The 18,995-nt window shown below is 72.8% G+C and carries 12 protein-coding genes; 6 read left to right on the forward strand and 6 right to left on the reverse strand.

What is annotated here, in order from left to right; all coding sequences use genetic code 11:
- From ACFYU0_RS29510 to ACFYU0_RS29535, 6 genes are all read right to left on the reverse strand, one after another.
- Positions 1-1,185, reverse strand: coding sequence for a hypothetical protein (locus ACFYU0_RS29510; protein WP_389305073.1), 1,185 nt, complete (start codon positions 1,183-1,185; stop codon positions 1-3).
- Positions 1,185-1,988, reverse strand: coding sequence for a polysaccharide deacetylase family protein (locus ACFYU0_RS29515; protein WP_389305075.1), 804 nt, complete (start codon positions 1,986-1,988; stop codon positions 1,185-1,187). The genes ACFYU0_RS29510 and ACFYU0_RS29515 overlap by 1 nt, the downstream gene beginning before the upstream one ends.
- Before the next feature lie 96 nt (positions 1,989-2,084).
- The gene (locus ACFYU0_RS29520; RefSeq protein ID WP_351664575.1) at positions 2,085-2,600 is read right to left on the reverse strand and encodes an ATP-binding protein; all 516 of its coding nucleotides are present in this window, start codon (positions 2,598-2,600) and stop codon (positions 2,085-2,087) included.
- 288 nt (positions 2,601-2,888) lie between these two features.
- On the reverse strand, positions 2,889-3,656 hold the full coding sequence (locus ACFYU0_RS29525; RefSeq protein ID WP_199212081.1) for an enoyl-CoA hydratase-related protein: 768 nt from the start codon (positions 3,654-3,656) through the stop codon (positions 2,889-2,891).
- Positions 3,657-3,766: 110 nt separating this feature from the next.
- Positions 3,767-5,008, reverse strand: coding sequence for an Ig-like domain-containing protein (locus ACFYU0_RS29530; RefSeq protein WP_389305077.1), 1,242 nt, complete (start codon positions 5,006-5,008; stop codon positions 3,767-3,769).
- A 157-nt stretch (positions 5,009-5,165) separates the two neighbouring features.
- A complete protein-coding gene (locus ACFYU0_RS29535; protein WP_351664579.1) occupies positions 5,166-6,389 on the reverse strand; it encodes an Ig-like domain-containing protein in 1,224 nt (407 codons plus the stop codon).
- A gap of 244 nt (positions 6,390-6,633) precedes the next feature.
- Between ACFYU0_RS29535 and glgX the strand changes: the two genes are divergently transcribed.
- The 6 genes from glgX to ACFYU0_RS29565 all read left to right on the forward strand — a co-directional run bounded on the left by glgX (position 6,634) and on the right by ACFYU0_RS29565 (position 18,804).
- Positions 6,634-8,880, forward strand: a complete 2,247-nt coding sequence (gene glgX, locus ACFYU0_RS29540) for a glycogen debranching protein GlgX (RefSeq protein ID WP_389305080.1) — start codon at positions 6,634-6,636, stop codon at positions 8,878-8,880.
- Between the two features lie 358 nt (positions 8,881-9,238).
- A complete protein-coding gene (locus ACFYU0_RS29545) occupies positions 9,239-11,047 on the forward strand; it encodes an ABC transporter ATP-binding protein (protein ID WP_389305082.1) in 1,809 nt (602 codons plus the stop codon).
- On the forward strand, positions 11,044-12,906 hold the full coding sequence (locus ACFYU0_RS29550) for an ABC transporter ATP-binding protein (protein ID WP_389305084.1): 1,863 nt from the start codon (positions 11,044-11,046) through the stop codon (positions 12,904-12,906). Before ACFYU0_RS29545 ends, ACFYU0_RS29550 begins: the two co-directional genes overlap by 4 nt.
- 27 nt (positions 12,907-12,933) lie before the next feature.
- Positions 12,934-14,676, forward strand: coding sequence for an ABC transporter ATP-binding protein (locus ACFYU0_RS29555; RefSeq protein ID WP_389305086.1), 1,743 nt, complete (start codon positions 12,934-12,936; stop codon positions 14,674-14,676).
- Positions 14,673-16,436, forward strand: coding sequence for an ABC transporter ATP-binding protein (locus tag ACFYU0_RS29560; protein WP_389305088.1), 1,764 nt, complete (start codon positions 14,673-14,675; stop codon positions 16,434-16,436). The genes ACFYU0_RS29555 and ACFYU0_RS29560 overlap by 4 nt, the downstream gene beginning before the upstream one ends.
- Positions 16,437-16,764: 328 nt before the next feature.
- Positions 16,765-18,804, forward strand: a complete 2,040-nt coding sequence (locus ACFYU0_RS29565) for a M4 family metallopeptidase (protein ID WP_351664591.1) — start codon at positions 16,765-16,767, stop codon at positions 18,802-18,804.
- Positions 18,805-18,995: the final 191 nt, after the last annotated feature.

Consider the following 18,995-nt stretch of genomic DNA (forward strand, 5'->3'; position numbering starts at 1 on the left):
TCAGCGGAAGACGCCGGTGTGGCCGAGGGAGTAGCGGCCCGGCTGGGGGTAGACGGCGAGTCCGTGCGGGCCGCTGCCGACCTTGATGCGGGCGAGTTCGGCGCCGGTGCGGGTGTCGATGGCGTACACCTCGGCGTTGTAGCGGCCGGAGAGCCAGAGCACCTTGCCGTCGGCCGAGACCCCGCCCATGTCGGGACTGCCGCCGCCGGGCAGGCGCCACTTCTTGGTGAGCCGGTTCCTGGTGAAGTCGAAGACGGAGATCGTGCCCTCGCCGCGGTTGGAGACGTACATCTCGCGGGAGTCGCGGCTGACGTACAGGCCGTGCGCGCCCTTGCCGGTGGCGAGGAACTCGGGCTTGCCGAAGGTGTCGCCGTCCAGCACCCACATGCCGTTGGCCACCATGTCGGCGATGTAGAAACGCTTGCCGTCGGGCGAGATCTTCACGTCCTGCGGCATGGCGCCGTGCACGGCCAGCTTCTGCTCGCCGACGACCTTCATCCTCGCGGTGTCGACCTTGAGCAGTTCCCCGCTGAACTCGCAGGAGACGATGAAGTAGCGGCCGTCGATGGAGAAGTCCGCGTGGTTGACCCCGGAGCAGGCGACCGGGACGGCCTTGACCTGCTTCATGGTGTGCGCGTCCCGGAAAACCAGTTGGCGGTCCTTGGACGCCATGACGACGGCGTACTTGCCGTCGGGGGTGAAGTACAGGTTGTACGGGTCGTGCACGTCGACGGGCTTGCCCGCCTTGCCGGTCCTCGGGTCGATGGGGGTGAGGGAGTTGCCGAGGTCGTTGTTGACCCACAGCGTTCGCAGGTCCCAGGAGGGCACGACGTGCTGCGGCTGGCGGCCCACCGGAATCGTCTCGATGATCTTGTACGTCTTCGGGTCGATGACCGTGACGGTGTCGGAGTTGGTGTTGGGGACGTAGACCCGGGACGGGAAGCCCGCGACCACCGGGGAGAGCTTGCCCGGGCGGTCGGCGGCGTAGATGTCGGCGGGGTCCTCCACCGGTGGCATCCCCGGCAGCATGTCGACCTGGGCCTTCTTCACCTGCGGCTGGACCGGCGCCTTGCTGCCGATGGCCTCGTTCTCGCGGTGCTGGGAGCCGCCGCAGGCGGACAGCAGGGTCAGGGCGGCGACGGCGGCCCCGGCGGCCAGGGGGCGGGCGGCTTTCGTGGTTCGCATCAGCTGAGCAGCTCCGTGGTGGTGACCGCGCGCAGTCCGCGGCGGTCGAGTTCGTGGAGTACGGCGGGCAGGGCGGTGACCGTGCCGGGGTAGCCGAAGTGCAGGCTCACCACCGAGCCGGAGCGCACCTCGGCCGCGACCTTGCGGGTGATGGCGTCGGCGCCGGGCCGGGTGTAGTCGAGCGAGTCGACGTCGTACGACAGCACGTGCGGGTAGCCCGCGGCGCGGGCCAGTGCGGCGACCTCCGGGGAGGCGGTCGGGGAACGGGAGGGCCGGAACCAGGTGCCGATGGAACCGGTGAGCCGCTGAAGCCGGTCCGCGCAGTCGGTGATCTCCTTGCGGGCGGCGGCCGGTGACATGGCGTTGACGGCGACGTGCCGCTGGGTGTGGTTGCCGAGGTCGTGGCCGCCGTCGAGGATGCGGCGGGCGAGGTCCGGGTGCTCGTCCAGCCAGGTGCCGACGGCGAGCACGGTCAGCCGGGCGCCGCGCCGTTCGGCCGCGCCCAGCAGGGAGGCGGCGAGCTGCGGGTCGCCCTGGCCGTGGAAGGTGAGGGCGACCCGGGGGCGGTTGCGCGGGCCGTGGGTGATCTGGGCGGGCTGACCGGGATACGGGCGGGGGGCGGGGGCCGTTCGGGAGGTGGTGGCCGCGGGGTGGCCGGACGCGCGGGCGGACGGGTCGGCGGAGGCGGTGGCGCTCGGTCCGGCCGGAGCGCCCGCGCAACCGGCGGCGAGCGCGCCTCCGGCGACGAGCCCGGCGCCCGCACGCAGCACTTCGCGACGGTTGGTCGTGGTCACCCGCACCATTTAAGGGGGGAAGGGTAAGAAAACGCCCGATTGGCCCGATCGGGGAGGATGTCGGGTCGCCCCGTCGAAGCGGGCGGGGCGGCGGCCGCGCCGGTCTCAGCGGCCGGGCTCGCGCTCGGCGACGCGCATCTCGAACCAGGTGGTCTTGCCGCGCGGCAGCAGGTCCACGCCCCAGCGGTCGGCCAGTTTGTCCACCAGGAACAGGCCGCGGCCGCTGACGTCCATCTCCTGAACCGGCATCAGACAGGGCAGTCCCCGCGAGGGATCACGGACCTCCACGCGGATCCAGCCGCGACGCCGGCGCATCCGCAGACCGAAGACCCGGGCCCCGGTGTGCCGCACGGCGTTGCCCACGAGTTCGGAGACGAGCAGGACCGCGTCCTCGGCCATCTTCGGGGTGAGCCCCCAGTGCCGCAGGACGACGACCTGGGCCAGCCGGCGTGCGGTGGCCGCGGACTCCGGGCGGGACGGCAGCGGCACCTCCGCCTCCGTCGGGTTGCCGAAGAGTTCGAGCGCCTTGAGCGCCCGTTCGTCCTCGACCGCGGGCGACCAGCGCGCCGCGGCCGCACGGCTGTGTCCCCGCGGCTGTCCGATGCCCTCCAGCCCCGCCATGCCCCCATGATGGCCGTCCGGAGTCGTCTCCGTGGGCGTTCCCGGGGAATACGCCCCCCGCGCGCTCCCGTCCCGCTCCAGCCCGCCGGCATATGCCGAGGGCATTACAGGGTCGACGACAGCCCGTCCGAGCTGCGGAGACGACTCACTTCCGGGCAATCGTCAGGCTCCCTCGACGAGGCAGGCTTAAGGTTGGGTTAAGGCTCCCATAAACCGCCCCATCGAGGGACCCGGATCAGACAACGCGTCAATCGCAAGAGCCTGTGCGTGAGTTCACACGTCCGGGGGTTACAGGAACTTCGCCTTACCCGGCCCCTCCTCGACGAAGCTGCGCATGCCCCGCTCGCGGTCCTCGGTGGCGAACAGGCCCGCGAACCAGTTGCGTTCGACCGCGAGGCCGGTGTCGATGTCGGTCTCCAGACCGGTGTCGACGGACTCCTTGGCCGCGCGCAGCGCGATCGCCGGTCCCTGCGCGAGCCTCGCCGCCCACGCGTGCGCCTGCTCGTACACCTCGGCGGCGGGGACGACGCGGTCCACCAGGCCGATGGCGAGCGCCTCGTCGGCCTTCACCTGGCGGCCGGTGAAGATCAGGTCCTTCGCCTTGGACGGGCCGACCAGCCGGGGCAGCCGCTGGGTGCCGCCGGCGCCCGGGATCAGGCCGAGCAGGATCTCGGGCTGGCCCAGTTTGGCGTTGTCGGCGGCGATGCGGAAGTCGGCGCAGAGGGCCAGTTCGCAGCCGCCGCCGAGCGCGTAGCCGGTGATGGCCGCGACGACGGGCTTGGGGATGCGGGCGACGGCGGTGAAGGAGTCCTGCAGGGCGCGGGCGCGCAGGACCATCGCGGTGTGGTCCATCTCCTGCATCTCCTTGATGTCCGCGCCCGCCGCGAACACCCGCTCGCCGCCGTAGATCACCACGGCGCGCACGTCCTCGCGGCGCGTGGCCTCCTCGGCGAGCTCCTTCAGCCGGTCCTGCGTGGCCACGTCCAGCGCGTTCATCGGCGGCCGGTCCAGGCGGATGGTTCCGACACCTTCGGCGACTTCGAGATTCACGGTCATGCGCAGCAGGTTAACGGGGGCTAACGGCGGTTGACGCGGTGCCGTCCGTCACAAGCGCCCCGAAGGGGCGCGGGGAACTGCGCGATCAGCGCAGCGCACCCGCGCCGGGCTCACTTCTTCCAGTCCTCCCACGACATGTTCCAGCCGTTGAGCCCGTTGTCCGGGGCCACCGTCCGGTCGTGCGAGCGCTTCACGACGACCACGTCGCCGATCATCGAGTGGTTGAAGAACCAGGCCGCCGGCACGCCCTTGTCGTAGCCGCCGCGCACGTCGCGCAGGCCGACGCAGCCGTGGCTGGCGTTGTAGTTGCCGAAGGCGCCGCCGCCCCAGTAGTTGCCGTGGATGAAGGTGCCGGAGTTGGTGAGGCGGATGGCGTGCGGGACGTCCTTGATGTCGTACTCGCCGCCGTAGCCCACGGTCTCGCCGTTCATGCGGGTCACGGCGAGCTTCTCGCTCATGACCATCTGGCCGTTCCAGGTGTCGTAGCCGGGCTTGCCGGTGGTGACCGGGATGGTCTTGACGACCTTGCCGTCCTGGGTGACCTTCATCGTGTGCTTCTTGGCGTCCACCACGGACACCTGGTTGCGGCCGATGGTGAACTTCACGGTCTTGCGCTGCTTGCCGTAGACGCCGTCGCGGCCCTCGACGCCGTCGAGGTTCAGGTCGACGGTGACCTTGGTGCCTTCCTTCCAGTACTTCTCCGGGCGGAAGTCCAGGCGGTCGTTGCCGAACCAGTGCCCCTCGACGTCGACGGCCGGCTCGGTCCTGACGCGGATGGCCTTCTCGACGTCCGCCGGGCTGGTGATGCCCCGGGTGAAGCGGACGGAGAACGGCATGCCCACCCCGACGGTCGAACCGTCCTCGGGGGTGAAGTAGCCGACGAAGGTGTTCCGCGGGGTCAGCGTGGTGAAGCTGGAGTCCTCGGCGGCCTCCCGGCCCGCGGAGTCCTTCGCGACCGCGTGCACGCTGTACTTGGTGCCCGCGGCCAGATGGGTCGACGGCTTCCAGGCGGCGCCGTCGGCGGTGACGGCGCCGTCGACCTTCGCGCCCTTGGCGTCCTTGACGACGACCTCGGTCAGCTTGCCCTTGGCGACGCTCACCTTCAGGGCGCCGCTGGTGTCGACGCCGGTGGCCCCCGACTTGGGCGAGATGCTGACGGCGGCCGTGGACTGCTCGCTCTGCCGCGCGCCGGCGTCCTGGCCCTTCCCGTTCCCCGTTCCGGACCCGGCCTGCGAGTCGCCCCCGCCGCACGCGGTGACGGCCACGAGCAGAGCGCCGGATATCAGCACCAACCCCTTACGGCCGACCCTCCGGCCCCCCACCGACGCCCCCGATATCGGCCGCACGTCCACCTTGCACTCCCCTCGCCGGACCAGGTCAGGCCCGCTCCCCACCACATTTGGTGTGCGCATGGTAACCGCAGGGTTTCGACCGGGGAGTCGGCCGAAGGTCACCGTTCCGTCGCAACTTCAACCGACCGCCGTGGCCCGAACCCCTCACCCGTTCGGCTCACTTGACGGCACTGCCCGCTTTCCACTCCTTCCATGCCATGTTCCACCCGCCGAGCCCGTTGTCGGGAGCGACTGTTTTGTCCTTGCTGTTGACGACCTCGACGACGTCGCCGATGAGGCTGCGGTCGAAGAACCAGCCCGCCGGTGTGTCCGAGCCGCCGCCCTTGACGTCCCTGAGCCCGACGCAGCCGTGACTGACGTTCACGTTGCCGGGGGCCTCCGGGGACCAGTAGTTGCCGTGCAGGAAGGTGCCGGAGTCGGTGAGCCGCATGGCGTGCGGGACGTCGGGGATGTCGTACTCGCCGCCGAAGCCGACGGTCCGGCTGTTCATGCGGGTCACCTCGAGCATCTCCATCACCACCATCTTGCCGTTGTAGGTGGTGGTCTTCGGGGCGCCCGCGGTGATCGGCACGGTCGCCAGCAACTGCCCGTCGCGCCGCACCTCCATCATGTGCTTCGCCGCGTCCACCCGGGAGACCTGGCCGCGGCCGACGGTGAAGGAGAACGTCTTGTCCTGAAGGCCGTAGACGCCGGGCGCGCCCTCCACGTCCCTGAGGCCGAGGTCGACGGTGACCTCGGTGCCGGGCTTCCAGTAGCGCTCGGGACGGAAGTCGAGCCGGTCCTTGCCGAACCAGTGCGGGCGGATCTCCACCGGCGGGTTCGCCCGCACCCGCACGGCGCGCTCGACGGCGGCGCGGTCGGTGATCTCCCGGTTGAAGGAGAGGGAGACGATCATCCCGACGCCGACGGTGGCCCGGTTCTCGGGGGTGACGTAGCCGATGAACCGCTCCTCGGGCACATACGTCGTGAACGTGGTGTGCCGGGCCGAGCGGCGGCCCTCGGAGTCGAGGGCGACCGCGTCCACGGTGTACTTGGCGGCCAGCGCCAGCCGTCCGTCGTCCGGTTCCCAGCCCAGCCCGTCCGCGGTGATGTGCCCGGGTACCGGGGCGTCCTGTGCGTCCTGGGACATCACGACGCTCACCTTCTCCAGGCGCCCGGCGGGCACCCTCACCCGTAGCCGCTCCCCCGGCCGTACGGCCGTGCTGCCGTCCTCCGGGGTGACCCGGATGGCCTCCTTCGGAGCCGGCGGTCCGCCGAGCATCCGGTCGATGTCCAGACCACCGGAGCCGCCCGCGGTGCAGCCGGCCAGCAGTCCCACCCATGTCAGTACGGCGGCCAGCGCGGCCCCCGCGCGCCGTGCGCGTCCTTGTGCGTGCCTCACATGGGACTCAACGAGCGGGCACGCTCCGGGGAAACGTGAGTGCGACGCCCGCGCTGGGCAGAACAGTGGGGAGGACGACACGAAGGGGAGCCTTCCCCCCGCCGGGGAGGGCTCCCCCAGCCCGCGTCGGAGCCGCCGGGGCGCAGCCGCACCGGGCGGGCCGGGCGTGCGCCCGGCGCGCGCCCGGCCGTTCGGCGCGGCGCGCTGCGCCCCGCGGGCGAGCCACTGAAAGAGGGGCCGACTGGTGACGAGCGCAGCCGAGCAGCGGGCACGGGCCGAGGAGCCGGCCGCCGGGAGCGGGCCGGCGACGGCCGCGGTGAGCGGCGCCCGTCGCGGCAAGCCGCCCGCGCCGCCCGTGTGGCCGGGTGCGCCGACCCCGCTGGGAGCCCGCTTCCGGGTCGGCCCGGACGGGGTCGCGGGCACCAACTTCGCGCTGTGGGCCGCCGGGGCGGAGGCGGTCCGGCTGTGCCTGTTCGACGAGCGGGGCCGGGAGACCCAGGTTCCGCTGACCGAACTGACGCACGAGATCTGGCACGGCTTCGTACCCGGCGTGATGCCCGGGCAGCGCTACGGCTACCGGGTGCACGGCCGCTGGGACCCGTGGACCGGTGCCCGCTGGAACCCCGCCAAGCTGCTCCTCGACCCGTACGCGCGCGCGGTGGACGGGGAGTTCCGGCTGCCGCCGGAGGTCTACGGGCACGTCCGGGACTGGCCGGAGCAGCATGTCGCCGACACCGTCCGGGACGATCGGGACTCCGCGCCGCACGTCCCCAAGGGCGTCGTCGTCCACGACGACGACGACTGGTCCGACGACCGCCGCCCCAAGACGCCGTGGGCGGACTCGGTCATCTACGAACTGCACGTGCGCGGCTTCACCCGGCTGCACCCCGGCGTCCCGGAGGAACTGCGCGGCACCTACGCCGGGCTCGCCCACCCGGCGGCGCTCGAGCACCTCACCGGGCTGGGCGTCACGGCCGTGGAGCTGCTCCCCGTCCACCAGTTCGCGCACGAGGACCATCTGCTGCGCCGGGGTCTGAGGAACTACTGGGGCTACAACTCCATCGGCTACTTCGCCCCGCACGCGGCCTACGCGGCGTCGGGCACGACGGGCGGCCAGGTCGGCGAGTTCAAGCGGATGGTCCGCGCGCTGCACGCGGCCGGCATCGAGGTCATCCTCGACGTGGTCTACAACCACACGGCCGAGGCGGGCGAACTGGGGCCCACGCTCTCCCTGAAGGGCATCGACAACCGGGGCTACTACCGGCTGCAGCACGACGCCCGCCGGTACGCGGACTACACCGGCTGCGGCAACACCCTGCACGTGGTCCAGCCCCAGGTGCTGCGCCTGATCACGGACTCGCTGCGCTACTGGGTGACCGAGATGGGCGTGGACGGCTTCCGCTTCGACCTCGCGGCGGCGCTCGCCCGCTCGATGCACGACGTCGACATGCTGTCCCCCTTTCTGGCGGTGATCGCCCAGGACCCGGTGCTGCGCCGGGTGAAGCTGATCGCCGAACCGTGGGACATCGGCTCGGGCGGCTACCAGGTCGGCGCCTTCCCGCCGCTGTGGACGGAGTGGAACGACCGCTACCGGGACACCGTGCGGGACTTCTGGCGCCACGCGCTGCCCGACGTGCGGGAGATGGGCTACCGCCTGTCGGGCTCCAGCGACCTGTACGCCTGGGGCGGCCGGCGTCCGTACGCCTCCGTCAACTTCGTCACCGCGCACGACGGTTTCACCCTGCGCGACCTGGTCTCGTACGGCGGCAAGCACAACGCGGCCAACGGCGAGGGCAACCGGGACGGCACCGACGACAACCGCTCCTGGAACTGCGGCGCGGAAGGGGAGACGGACGACGAGCGGGTACGGGCGCTGCGGCGCGGGCAGCTGCGGAACCTGCTGGCGACGCTGCTGCTCTCCACCGGTGTGCCGATGCTGGTCGCCGGGGACGAACTGGGCCGCACCCAGCGCGGCAACAACAACGCCTACTGCCAGGACAACGAGATCAGCTGGCTGGACTGGTCCCTGCTGGACGACCCGGCCTGGCGCTCGCTGTACGAGCTGACCTCCCGGCTGATCGCCCTGCGCCACCGCCATCCGGTGCTGCGCCGCCGGGCCTTCTTCTCCGGGCGCGCCCACTCCGCGGCCGGGCTGCGCGACCTGGCCTGGTTCACACCGCTGGGCGAGGAGATGACCGAGGGCGACTGGTACGCCCCCGCCGCCACGCTTGGCATGTATCTGTCCGGTCAGGACATCCCGGGCCGGGACGAGCGGGGCGCGCCGGTCCTGGACGACAGCTTCCTCGCGGTGCTGCACGCCGGCGACCGCCCGACGGCCTTCGTGCTGCCGGGCCCGCCGTGGGCGGAGCGCTACGAGGTGCTGGTCGACACCTCGCGCGAGGAGCAGTCCGAGGCGCCGGGCACGGTCCACTCGGCGGGCACGGCGATCACGGTGCCCGCCCGGTCGGTGCTGTTCCTGCGGGCGGGGTGAGCACCGGCGGCGGAGATCGGCCCCGGCGCCTGCCCGGGCCGGCCCGGCCCCACCGCCGGCCCGTTCGCCCGGCCCCGCGGTCTGTCCGGACGGCCGGGCGAGCGCGCTGCCCGCCCCCGCCCCGCACCTCGTCCGTCCCGCGACGGCCGTATCGTCCGATCGGCCGATGCGGGGTGCGGCCGCGTACTCGGCGGGCCGCCCGGCGGGCGCCGCTGCGCCGGACGGCGCGGGGGCCGTACGGCGGCTCCCCCCGGTGGTTCCGGACCGGCGAAGCCGCAGGTCGTAGGTCCAGCGGCGGAGCCGGGTACGGCCAAAACTCGGTGGGCGATGTCAGTGGCGATCCGTAGGCTCACCCCTGATGCCCACGACACGTGCAACCACCGCAGAAGAAGTCCGCCCCGAGCGTTCGGCCGTCCGCACCCTGCTGCGCCTGTGGCCGTACGTGCGGCCCGTGCGGGCGCGGCTGTTCACGGCCGCGTTCGTCGCGATAGCCGCCTCCTGCGTGGGCCTGGTGATCCCGCTGGTCCTGAAGTGGATGGTCGACGGGCCGGTCGCCGACCGCGCCCCGGCGGGTGTCTGGCTCGGCGCGCTGTGCCTGCTGCTGCTCGGCATCGCCGAGGCGGTCCTGTTCGGCATAAGACGCTGGCTGGTGGCCCGGCCGCTGTCGCACGTGGAGGCGGAGCTGCGGGCGGCCCTGTACCGCCGGCTGCAACGGCTGCCCGTGTCCTTCCACGACCGGTGGGCGTCCGGCCAGCTCCTCTCCCGGGCCACCACCGATCTGATGCTGCTGCGCATGTTCCTGGCGTTCCCGCTGACCTTCCTGCTGGTCAACGGGGTGACGATCCTGGTCGGCGTGGTGATCATGCTGATGCAGGACTGGGTGCTGGGCCTCGTCATCCTCGGGCCCGCCGTACCGGTCCTGTGGACCTGCGTGGTCTTCGAGCGGCGCTACGCCGAGGTGGCGCGGCGCGCCCAGGACCAGGTCGGCGACCTGACCACGGTCGTCGAGGAGAGCGTGCTCGGCATCCGCATCATCAAGGGCTTCGGCCGGCACCGCAGCCAGGCGCGGGCGTTCCACGAGCTGTCGGGCCGGCTGCGCGGCACCGAACTGCGCAAGGCGCGGCTGCTGGCCACCATCTGGGGCGTGATCGTGACGCTCCCGGAGATGGCGATCGGCGCGGCGCTGGTGGTCGGCGCGCTGCGGGTGGCCGACGGCGAGCTGTCCGCGGGCACGCTGGTCGCCTTCCTGAGCACGGCGCTCGCCCTGCGCTGGCCGGTGGACTCCATCGGCTTCCTGCTGGCCATGAGCCAGGAGGCGGCGACCGCCACCGAGCGGTACTTCGAGGTGATGGACGAGGAGCCGGAGGACACCGGGGCGGCCGCGGGCGACGCCGGCGCCGGGGCGGCGGAACCGGGACTGCGCTTCCACGGCGTCCGATTCCGCTACCCCGACGCTCCCCCGGACTCCCCGCCCCTGCTCGACCGCATCGACCTGCACATCCGCCCCGGTGAGTCCATGGCCCTGGTCGGGGCCACCGGCAGCGGCAAGACCACCCTGACCGCGCTCGTCCCCCGGCTGCACGAGGTCACCTCGGGGCGCATCAGCCTGAACGGCGTGGACATCGCCGCCATGCCCCGCGAGGAGCTGCGCGCCAGGGTCGCCGTGGCCTTCGAGGAACCCACGCTCTTCTCGGCGTCCGTGGGCGAGAACGTGCTGATGGGCGCGGCGGACGGCGCCGGGAAGGCGGACCTGGACCGGGCGCTGGCGGTCGCCCAGGCCGACTTCGCGCACGCGCTGCCGCAGGGCACCGGCACCCAGGTCGGCGAGCAGGGGCTGAGCCTGTCCGGCGGGCAGCGCCAGCGGCTGGCCCTGGCCCGCGCGGTGGTCGGCCGGCCGGAGTTCCTGGTGCTGGACGACCCGCTGTCCGCGCTGGACGTGCACACCGAGGCAGCCGTGGAGGCCGCGCTGCGCCAGGTGCTGGCCGACACCACCGCGCTGATCGTGGCGCACCGGCCGTCCACGGTGCTGCTCGCCGACCGGGTCGCCCTGCTGTCGGACGGCCGGATCGCCGCCGTCGGCACCCACCAGGAACTGCTGCGCACGAACGCCGAGTACGCGCACCTGATGTCGGGCGCGGCGGCCGGGGACCGGGAGGACAACCGATGACCAGCACGACGACCGCCGCCCCGGCCACGCAGGACGACGACCGGCCGCGGACGCGGGAGGCCGGCGACGGCGACCCCTTCGACCACGACGTCCTGCCCACCCCGCCCGGCGCCACGGCCGCGCTGCTGCGCTCGCTGCTCGCGCCCATGAGGTCCCGGGTCGCGGTGACCACGCTCCTGCTGCTGCTCCAGCAGGCGGCCGTGCAGGCGGGCCCGCTGCTGGTCGCGTACGCCATCGACAGGGCCGTTCCGGCGTTCCGGGACCACGACCACGGGCCGCTGATCGCGGTGGGCGTCGGATATCTGCTGTGCGCGCTGCTCTCCGGCGGGCTGCAGTACGCGTTCATCGAGGCCTCGGCGCGGGTCAACCAGAACGTGCTGCTGGATCTGCGGGGCCGGATCTTCCGACACGCGCAGGCCCTCAGCGTCGACTTCCACGAGCGGTACACGAGCGGCCGCCTCATCTCCCGCTCCACGACGGACGTCGAATCGCTGCGCGAGCTCCTCGACGAGGGGCTGCAGGAGCTCGTGACCGTCGTGCTGTCCTTCGTCTACATCTCGGCGATGCTGCTGTGGCTGGATCTCGGCCTCGGCGCGGTCGCGGTGGCCTCCTTCGTGCCGCTGTACCTGCTGGTGCGGATGTACCAGCGGCGGGCGGGGCGGGTGTACCGGGCGCGGTCCACGGCGATCGCGGCGGTGATCGTGAAGTTCGTGGAGACGATGAACGGCATCCGCCCGGTGCGCGCCTTCCGCCGGGAGGCGGCGAACGACGCCGAGTTCGCCGTGCTGAACCAGCGGCACGAGCGCACCAACGGCGACGCCCTGCTGGAGATGGCCCGGTACGTGGTCGGCTCCCGTCTGGTGGCCAACACGGCGGTCGCCGGGATCGTGCTGTGGGGCGCCTACCGGGTGGCGTCCGGCTCGCTGGAGCTGGGCGTGCTGGCGGCGTCCGTGCTGTACCTGCGACGGCTGTACGACCCGATCGACCGGCTCGGGATGTTCCTGAACTCCTACCAGTCGGCGGCGGCGTCCCTGGAGAAGATCGCCGGGCTGCTGGCGCAGACGCCGTCCGTGCCGGAGCCGTCGGCGCCCCGTGAGCTGCCCTCGCTGGAGAGCGACCTCCCGGGCCGCGAGGTGGTCTTCGACGGGGTCAGCTTCGCGTACCGCACCGGCGGCGAGGTGCTGCCCCGCTTCGACCTGACGCTGCCGGCCGGGCAGACCGTCGCCGTCGTCGGCTCCACGGGCGCGGGCAAGTCGACGCTGGCCAAGCTGCTCGCCCGGTTCTACGACCCGTCCGCCGGGCGGGTCCTGCTCGACGGGGTCGACCTGCGCGAACTGGGGATGCCCGAGCTGCGGCGCGGGGTGGTCATGGTGACCCAGGAGGCGTTCCTGTTCTCCGGTACGGTGGCCGACAACATCGCGATCGGCCGGCCCGACGCCACGCGGGAGGACGTCGAGCGGGCCGCGAAGGCGATCGGCGCGCACGAGTTCATCAGCGCCCTGCCCGACGGCTACGACACGGACGTCCGCAAGCGCGGTGGCCGCATCTCGGCCGGGCAGCGCCAGCTCGTGGCGTTCGCCCGCGCGCTGCTGGCCGATCCGTCGGTGCTGATCCTCGACGAGGCGACCAGCTCCCTGGACGTGCCGGGTGAGCGGGCGGTGCAGCGGGCGATGGCCACGGTGCTGCGCGGCCGTACCGCCGTGGTGATCGCGCACCGGCTGTCGACCGTGGAGATCGCCGACCGGGTGCTGGTGATGGAGCACGGCCGGATCGTCGAGGACGGCAGCCCGGACGAACTCATCGCGGGCACGGGCAGGTTCGCGGATCTGCACAGGGCGTGGCGGGACAGTCTGGCGTAGCGGTACCGACAGGACGGGGGCGGCGCGTTGATCGACGCGTACGAGGATCCGGGCACACCCGACATCCGCGGCGGCTGGCACTACCTGGGCTGGCTGGTGCTGCGCCAGCACGTGCGGTCCCTGGTGGGCGCGCTGCTGGGCAGCATCTGGATGGTGCTGATGGCGGCGCAGCCGTATCTGATGTCGCGGGCGGTGGACGACGGTCTGGTGCCGGGCAAGCCCTGGGTGCTGGCCGGGTGGGCCGGCGTGATGCTCGTGCTCGGCGGGCTGAACTCCTGGCTGAGCATCATGCGGCACCGCACCATGACCCGGGTGCGGATGGACGCCAACTTCCGCACGGTGAAGCTGGTCGTGGAGCACGCGGCCCGGCTGGGGGCGGCGCTGCCGCGCCGGGCCGGGGCCGGGGAGGTCGTCACCATCGGGGTCGGTGACGTGCAGACCATCTCGCAGGCGCTTACGGTGGTCGGGCCCGGGGTGGGCTCGCTGGTGGTCTACGTGGTGGTGGCCGGGGTGCTGCTGTCCATCTCGGCGCAGCTCGCCGCCGTGGTGCTGCTCGGGGTGCCGGTGATCGCGCTGCTCACCGGGCCGCTGACCCGGCGGCTGCAGGGCGCGGAGGCCGAGTACCGGGAGCGGCAGGGCGTGCTGACGGCGCGTATCGGTGACCTCGCGGGCGGACTGCGGGTCCTCAACGGCTTCGGCGGCAAGGGGCTGTTCGCGGACGCCTTCCGCGGCGACTCGCGGCGGCTGCGCGCCCAGGGGTACCGGGTGGGGGCGGTGGCGAGCTGGGTGCAGGCGCTGGGCATGGGCGTGCCCACCCTGTTCCTGGCGTTGGTGACCTGGCTGGCGGCGCGGCAGGCGGCCGAGGGCGGCATCAGCATCGGCGAGCTGGTGTCGGTGTACGGCTACGTCGCGGTGCTGATCCTGCCGGTGGCGTTCTTCATCGAGCTGACCTACCAGCTCAACCGGGGTGTGGTGGCGGCTCGCCGGGTGGTGGCGCTGCTGCGGCAGGAGCCGGAGCCGGACGAGGGCGCGCTGCCCGCGCCGGACGGACCGGCCGAGCTGCACGACCCGGCGTCCGGGGTGCGGGTGCCGGCCGGCCGGCTGGTCGCGCTGGCCGCCGCGCGTCCCGCCGACGCGGCGGCGGTGGTGGACCGGCTCGGCCGGTACGGGACGACCGACGCCACCTGGGGCGGGGTGCGGCTGGACGCGGTGCCGCTGGCCGAGGTGCGGTCGCGCATCCTGGTCGCCGACAACGAGGCGGACCTGTTCGCGGGCCCGCTCAGGGAGATGGTGGCCGCGGCGGAGCCGGCCGGTGAGGACGCGCTGCGCCGGGCGGTGTTCGCCGCCGCCGCGGAGGACGTCGTACGGGGGCTGCCGGACGGCCTGGACTCGGCCGTCGCCGGGCAGGGCCGCAGCCTGTCCGGCGGTCAGCGGCAGCGGATCCGGCTGGTGCGGGCCCTGCTGGCCGACCCCGAGGTGCTGCTCGCCGTGGAGCCGACCTCGGCGCTGGACGCGCACACGGAGGCCACGGTCGCCGCGCGGCTGCGGGAGGCGCGCGAGGGCCGTACGACGGTGGTGACGAGCACGTCGCCGCTGGTGCTGGACCGCGCCGACACGGTGCTGTTCCTGGCCGGCGGCAAGGTGGCGGCGAGCGGCCCGCACCGGCGGCTGCTGGCCGAGGAGCCGGGCTACCGGGCGCTGGTGGCGCGCGACGTCGAGGACGCCCCGGACGCCGCGGACACTCAGGACACCGAGGAGGCCGTACGGTGACGGCGGGCGAGGAGCTGCTGCCGGTCGCGGACCGGACGGCGGTGCGGCGGGCGACCCTGCGGCTGGTGCGGGCGGACGGGCGGGCGTTCGCCGCCGCGCTGGTGCTCAACGCCGCGGCGGCCGCGGCGGGGCTGGCCGGGCCGTGGCTGGTCGGGCGGATCATCGACGAGGTCCGGGCCGGGCACGGGGTCGACGCGGTGGACGGGCCGGCGCTGCTGATCCTGGTGTGCGCGCTCGCCCAGCTGGTGCTGGCGCGCTGGGCGCGGTACGTCGGGCACCGGTTCGGGGAGCGGACGCTGGCCCGGGTGCGCGAGGAGTACGTCGACCGGGTGCTGGCGCTGCCCGCCTCGACGGTGGAGCGGGCCGGCACCGGGGACCTGACCGCGCGCGGCACCGCCGACGTGGCGACGGTCGGCACCACCCTGCGGGACGTCGGCCCGGACCTGCTCGTCAACAGCGTGCAGGGCCTGTTCGTGCTGGGCGCGGTGTTCGCGCTCGACCCGCTGCTGGGCCTGTTCGGCGTGATGTGCCTGACGCCGATCTGGCCGGCGCTGCGCTGGTACCTGCGCCGGGCCCGGGACGGCTACCTCGCGGAGGGCGCGGCCAACTCCGAGGTGGCCGAGATCGTGGCGTCGACGGCTTCCGGCGCGCGCACGGTCGAGGCCTTCCGGCTGCGCGGGCGGCGGATCACCGCGAGCCGGGACGCGCTGGAGCGGTCCCGCCGGACCCGCTTCCACACCCTGTACCTGCGGACCGTCTTCTTCCCGGCGGTCGAGGTGACGTACACGGTCCCCGTGGTGGGCGCGCTGCTGCTCGGCGGCTGGCTGCACCAGCGCGGGGCGGTGGGCGTCGGCGCGGTGGTGGCGGCGGCCCTGTACCTGCGGCAGTTCACGGAGCCGCTGGACCAGATCCTGATGCGGGTGGAGCAACTGCAGAGCAGCGGGGCGTCGTTCGCACGCGTCGAGGGGCTGGCGCAGGCGCCCCGGACGGAGACGGAAGGCGTCTGCCCGGCCCCCGGGGACGACCGGATCGACGTGCGCGGGGTGCGGTACGCCTACGAGCGCGGCGGCGAGGTGCTGCGCGGGGTGGACCTCACGGTGCGGCCGGGTGAGCGGCTGGCCGTGGTGGGTCCGTCCGGCGCGGGGAAGACGACCCTCAGCAGGCTCCTCGCGGGCATCGACTCCCCGAGCGCGGGTTCGGTGACGGTCGGCGGGGTGCCGGTCGCCTCCCTGGCTCCGGAACTGCTGCGTCGCCAGGTGGTGCTGGTGACCCAGGAGCACCACGTCTTCCTCGGCACGGTCCGGGACAACCTGCTGATCGCCGAGCCGGCCGCCACGGACGACGCGCTGTGGTCGGCCCTGAAGGCGGTGGGCGCCGACGACTGGGTGCGCGCCCTGCCCGCCGCGCTCGACACCGTCCTCGGGCCGAACGGCCACGCGACCGACGGCTCCCAGGCCCAGCAACTGGCGCTGGCGCGGGTGGTGCTGGCCGACCCCCACACCCTGATCCTCGACGAGGCGACGGCCCTGCTCGATCCCGCCACCGCCCGCCACGCCGAACGCGCGCTGGCCGCGGTCCTCCAGTCCCGCACGGTCATCGCCATCGCCCACCGCCTCCACACCGCGCACGACGCGGACCGGGTGGCCGTGATGGAGGACGGCCGGCTCAGCGAAGTGGGCACGCACGAGGAGCTGGTGCGGGCGGACGGGGCGTACGCGTCCCTGTGGCGGACCTGGCACGGCGACGGCGCGGCCGGCTGATCCGGCGGGGCGCGGGCGGCCCGGCCGGTGCGTCCGGCGCGGCCGGCCGGAGTCCCGTCACACGGCCAACGGTTCGTATACCGAACATGAATATCCGGACTACGTACGATTTCCGGCCAAGTTCGTGACGTGGTCCTGACAGGTCAGGTGATTCCCTGTCACTCTTCACAACGGCCGGCTCACAGCGAACGCACAGCTTCGCACGCACCGGGTGAGCTTGCCGCGCACCTGCACGTGGTTCCGCGTAACGCCCTGATCTGCCCGGACGTCCCAACCCACCGTCCGGTCTCCCCTGGCCGCGCGACCCGCGGTCATGCAGAAGGAGTCAGTGTTGAGCAGCACCTCTCGCAGACGCACCCCCCACACCGGGCACCGCCGTACCGCCACCGTCGCCCTCGCCGGCGTCGCCGCCCTCATCGCCGCGGCCGTCCAGTCCGGCGCCGCGACCGCCGCCCCCGCCCAGCAGCGGGCCGGCAAGGCCGATCCGGCCCATGTCGCCCTCGAGCTCACCCCGTCGCAGCGCACCGAGCTGATCCGGCACGCGGACGCCGGGAAGGCCGCGACGGCCCGGGCGATCGGCCTCGGCGCCAAGGAGCAGCTCGTCGTCAAGGACGTCGTCAAGGACGCCGACGGCACCCTGCACACCCGCTACGAGCGCACCTACGCCGGGCTGCCGGTGCTCGGCGGCGACCTCGTCGTCGAGACCGCCCGGTCCGGCGCCACGAAGTCGGTCGTCAAGGCCAACCGGGCCGCGCTGAAGGTCGCGAGCCTCACCCCGGCCGTGCGCAAGGCCGCGGCCGAGAAGCAGGCCGTCCAGCGGGCCAGGGCCCTCGGCGGCACCCGGTCGGCCGCGGACAGCGTGCGGAAGGTCGTCTGGGCCGGCTCCGGCAAGCCCGTCCTCGCCTACGAGACGGTGGTCGGCGGCCTCCAGGACGACGGCACCCCGAACCAGCTCCACGTCATCACCGACGCGGCCACCGGCAAGAAGCTGTTCGAGTTCCAGGGGATCAAGAACGGCATCGGCAACACCCAGTACAGCGGCCAGGTCACGCTGACCACGACCCAGTCGGGCTCGACCTACACTCTGACCGACGGGGCGCGCGGCGGCCACAAGACGTACAACCTGAACCACGGCAGCTCGGGCACCGGCACGCTGTTCTCCCAGTCCAACGACACCTGGGGCAACGGCACCACGTCCAACGCCGCCACCGCGGGCGCGGACGCCCACTACGGCGCCGCGGTCACCTGGGACTTCTACAAGAGCACCTTCAACCGCAGCGGCATCAAGAACAACGGCGTCGGCGCCTACTCCCGCGTCCACTACGGCAACTCGTACGTGAACGCCTTCTGGGACGACAGCTGCTTCTGCATGACCTACGGCGACGGCTCCGGCAACGCCGACCCGCTGACAGCCCTGGACGTCGCCGGGCACGAGATGAGCCACGGCGTCACCTCCAACACCGCGAACCTCAACTACAGCGGCGAGTCCGGCGGTCTGAACGAGGCCACCAGCGACATCTTCGGCACCGGCGTGGAGTTCTTCGCCAACAACTCCTCCGACGTCGGCGACTACCTCATCGGCGAGAAGATCGACATCAACGGCGACGGCACCCCGCTGCGCTACATGGACAAGCCCAGCAAGGACGGCGCGTCCAAGGACAGCTGGTACTCGGGGATCGGCGGCGTCGACGTCCACTACTCGTCCGGCCCGGCCAACCACTTCTTCTACCTGCTGAGCGAGGGCAGCGGCGCCAAGGTCATCAACGGCGTCAGCTACAACTCGCCGACGGCGGACGGCCTCCCGGTCACCGGCATCGGCCGGGACAAGGCGCTGCAGATCTGGTACCGGGCGCTGACCACCAAGTGGACCTCCACCACCAACTACGCGGGCGCGCGCACCGGCACGCTCGCGGCGGCCGGCGAGCTGTACGGCACCACCAGCGCCGAGTACAAGGCCGTGCAGGACGCCTGGGCGGGCGTGGCGGTCGGTTCGCGCTCCGGCGGCGGCGGGGGCGGCGGCACCTCGTACGAGAACACCACCCCGGTGTCGATCCCGGACAACGGTCCCGCCGTCACCTCCAGCATCACGGTCTCCGGCAGGAGCGGAAACGCGCCGAGCAACCTCCAGGTGAGCGTGGACATCACGCACACCTGGCGCGGCGACCTGGTGATCGACCTGGTCGGCCCGTCTGGTGCCTCCTACCGCCTGAAGAACTTCTCCTCCTCCGACTCGGCGGACAACGTCCAGGCGACCTACACGGTCAACGCCTCCTCCGAGTCGGCCAACGGAACCTGGAAGTTGAAGGTTCAGGATCAAGCCACGTATGACACGGGCAAGATCAACAGCTGGAAGCTGACCTTCCCGTAAACCGCTCGCCACGAGCCGGAGAACAAAGGCGTCGTCCGGGGGTTCGCACCCTCGGGCGGCGCCCGTTCACATTGCCGAAACGATTATCGGACAGTCGGGTTTGAGCCAACATCACATCAGGGTCATGACATGTACGCACCCCTGGTGCCACTCTTCCCTCACCGCCGCAGCAGCACAGCAACTTCCCATCA

Source organism: Streptomyces sp. NPDC003720 (assembly GCF_042875075.1).
Classification (GTDB): Bacteria; Actinomycetota; Actinomycetes; order Streptomycetales; family Streptomycetaceae; genus Streptomyces.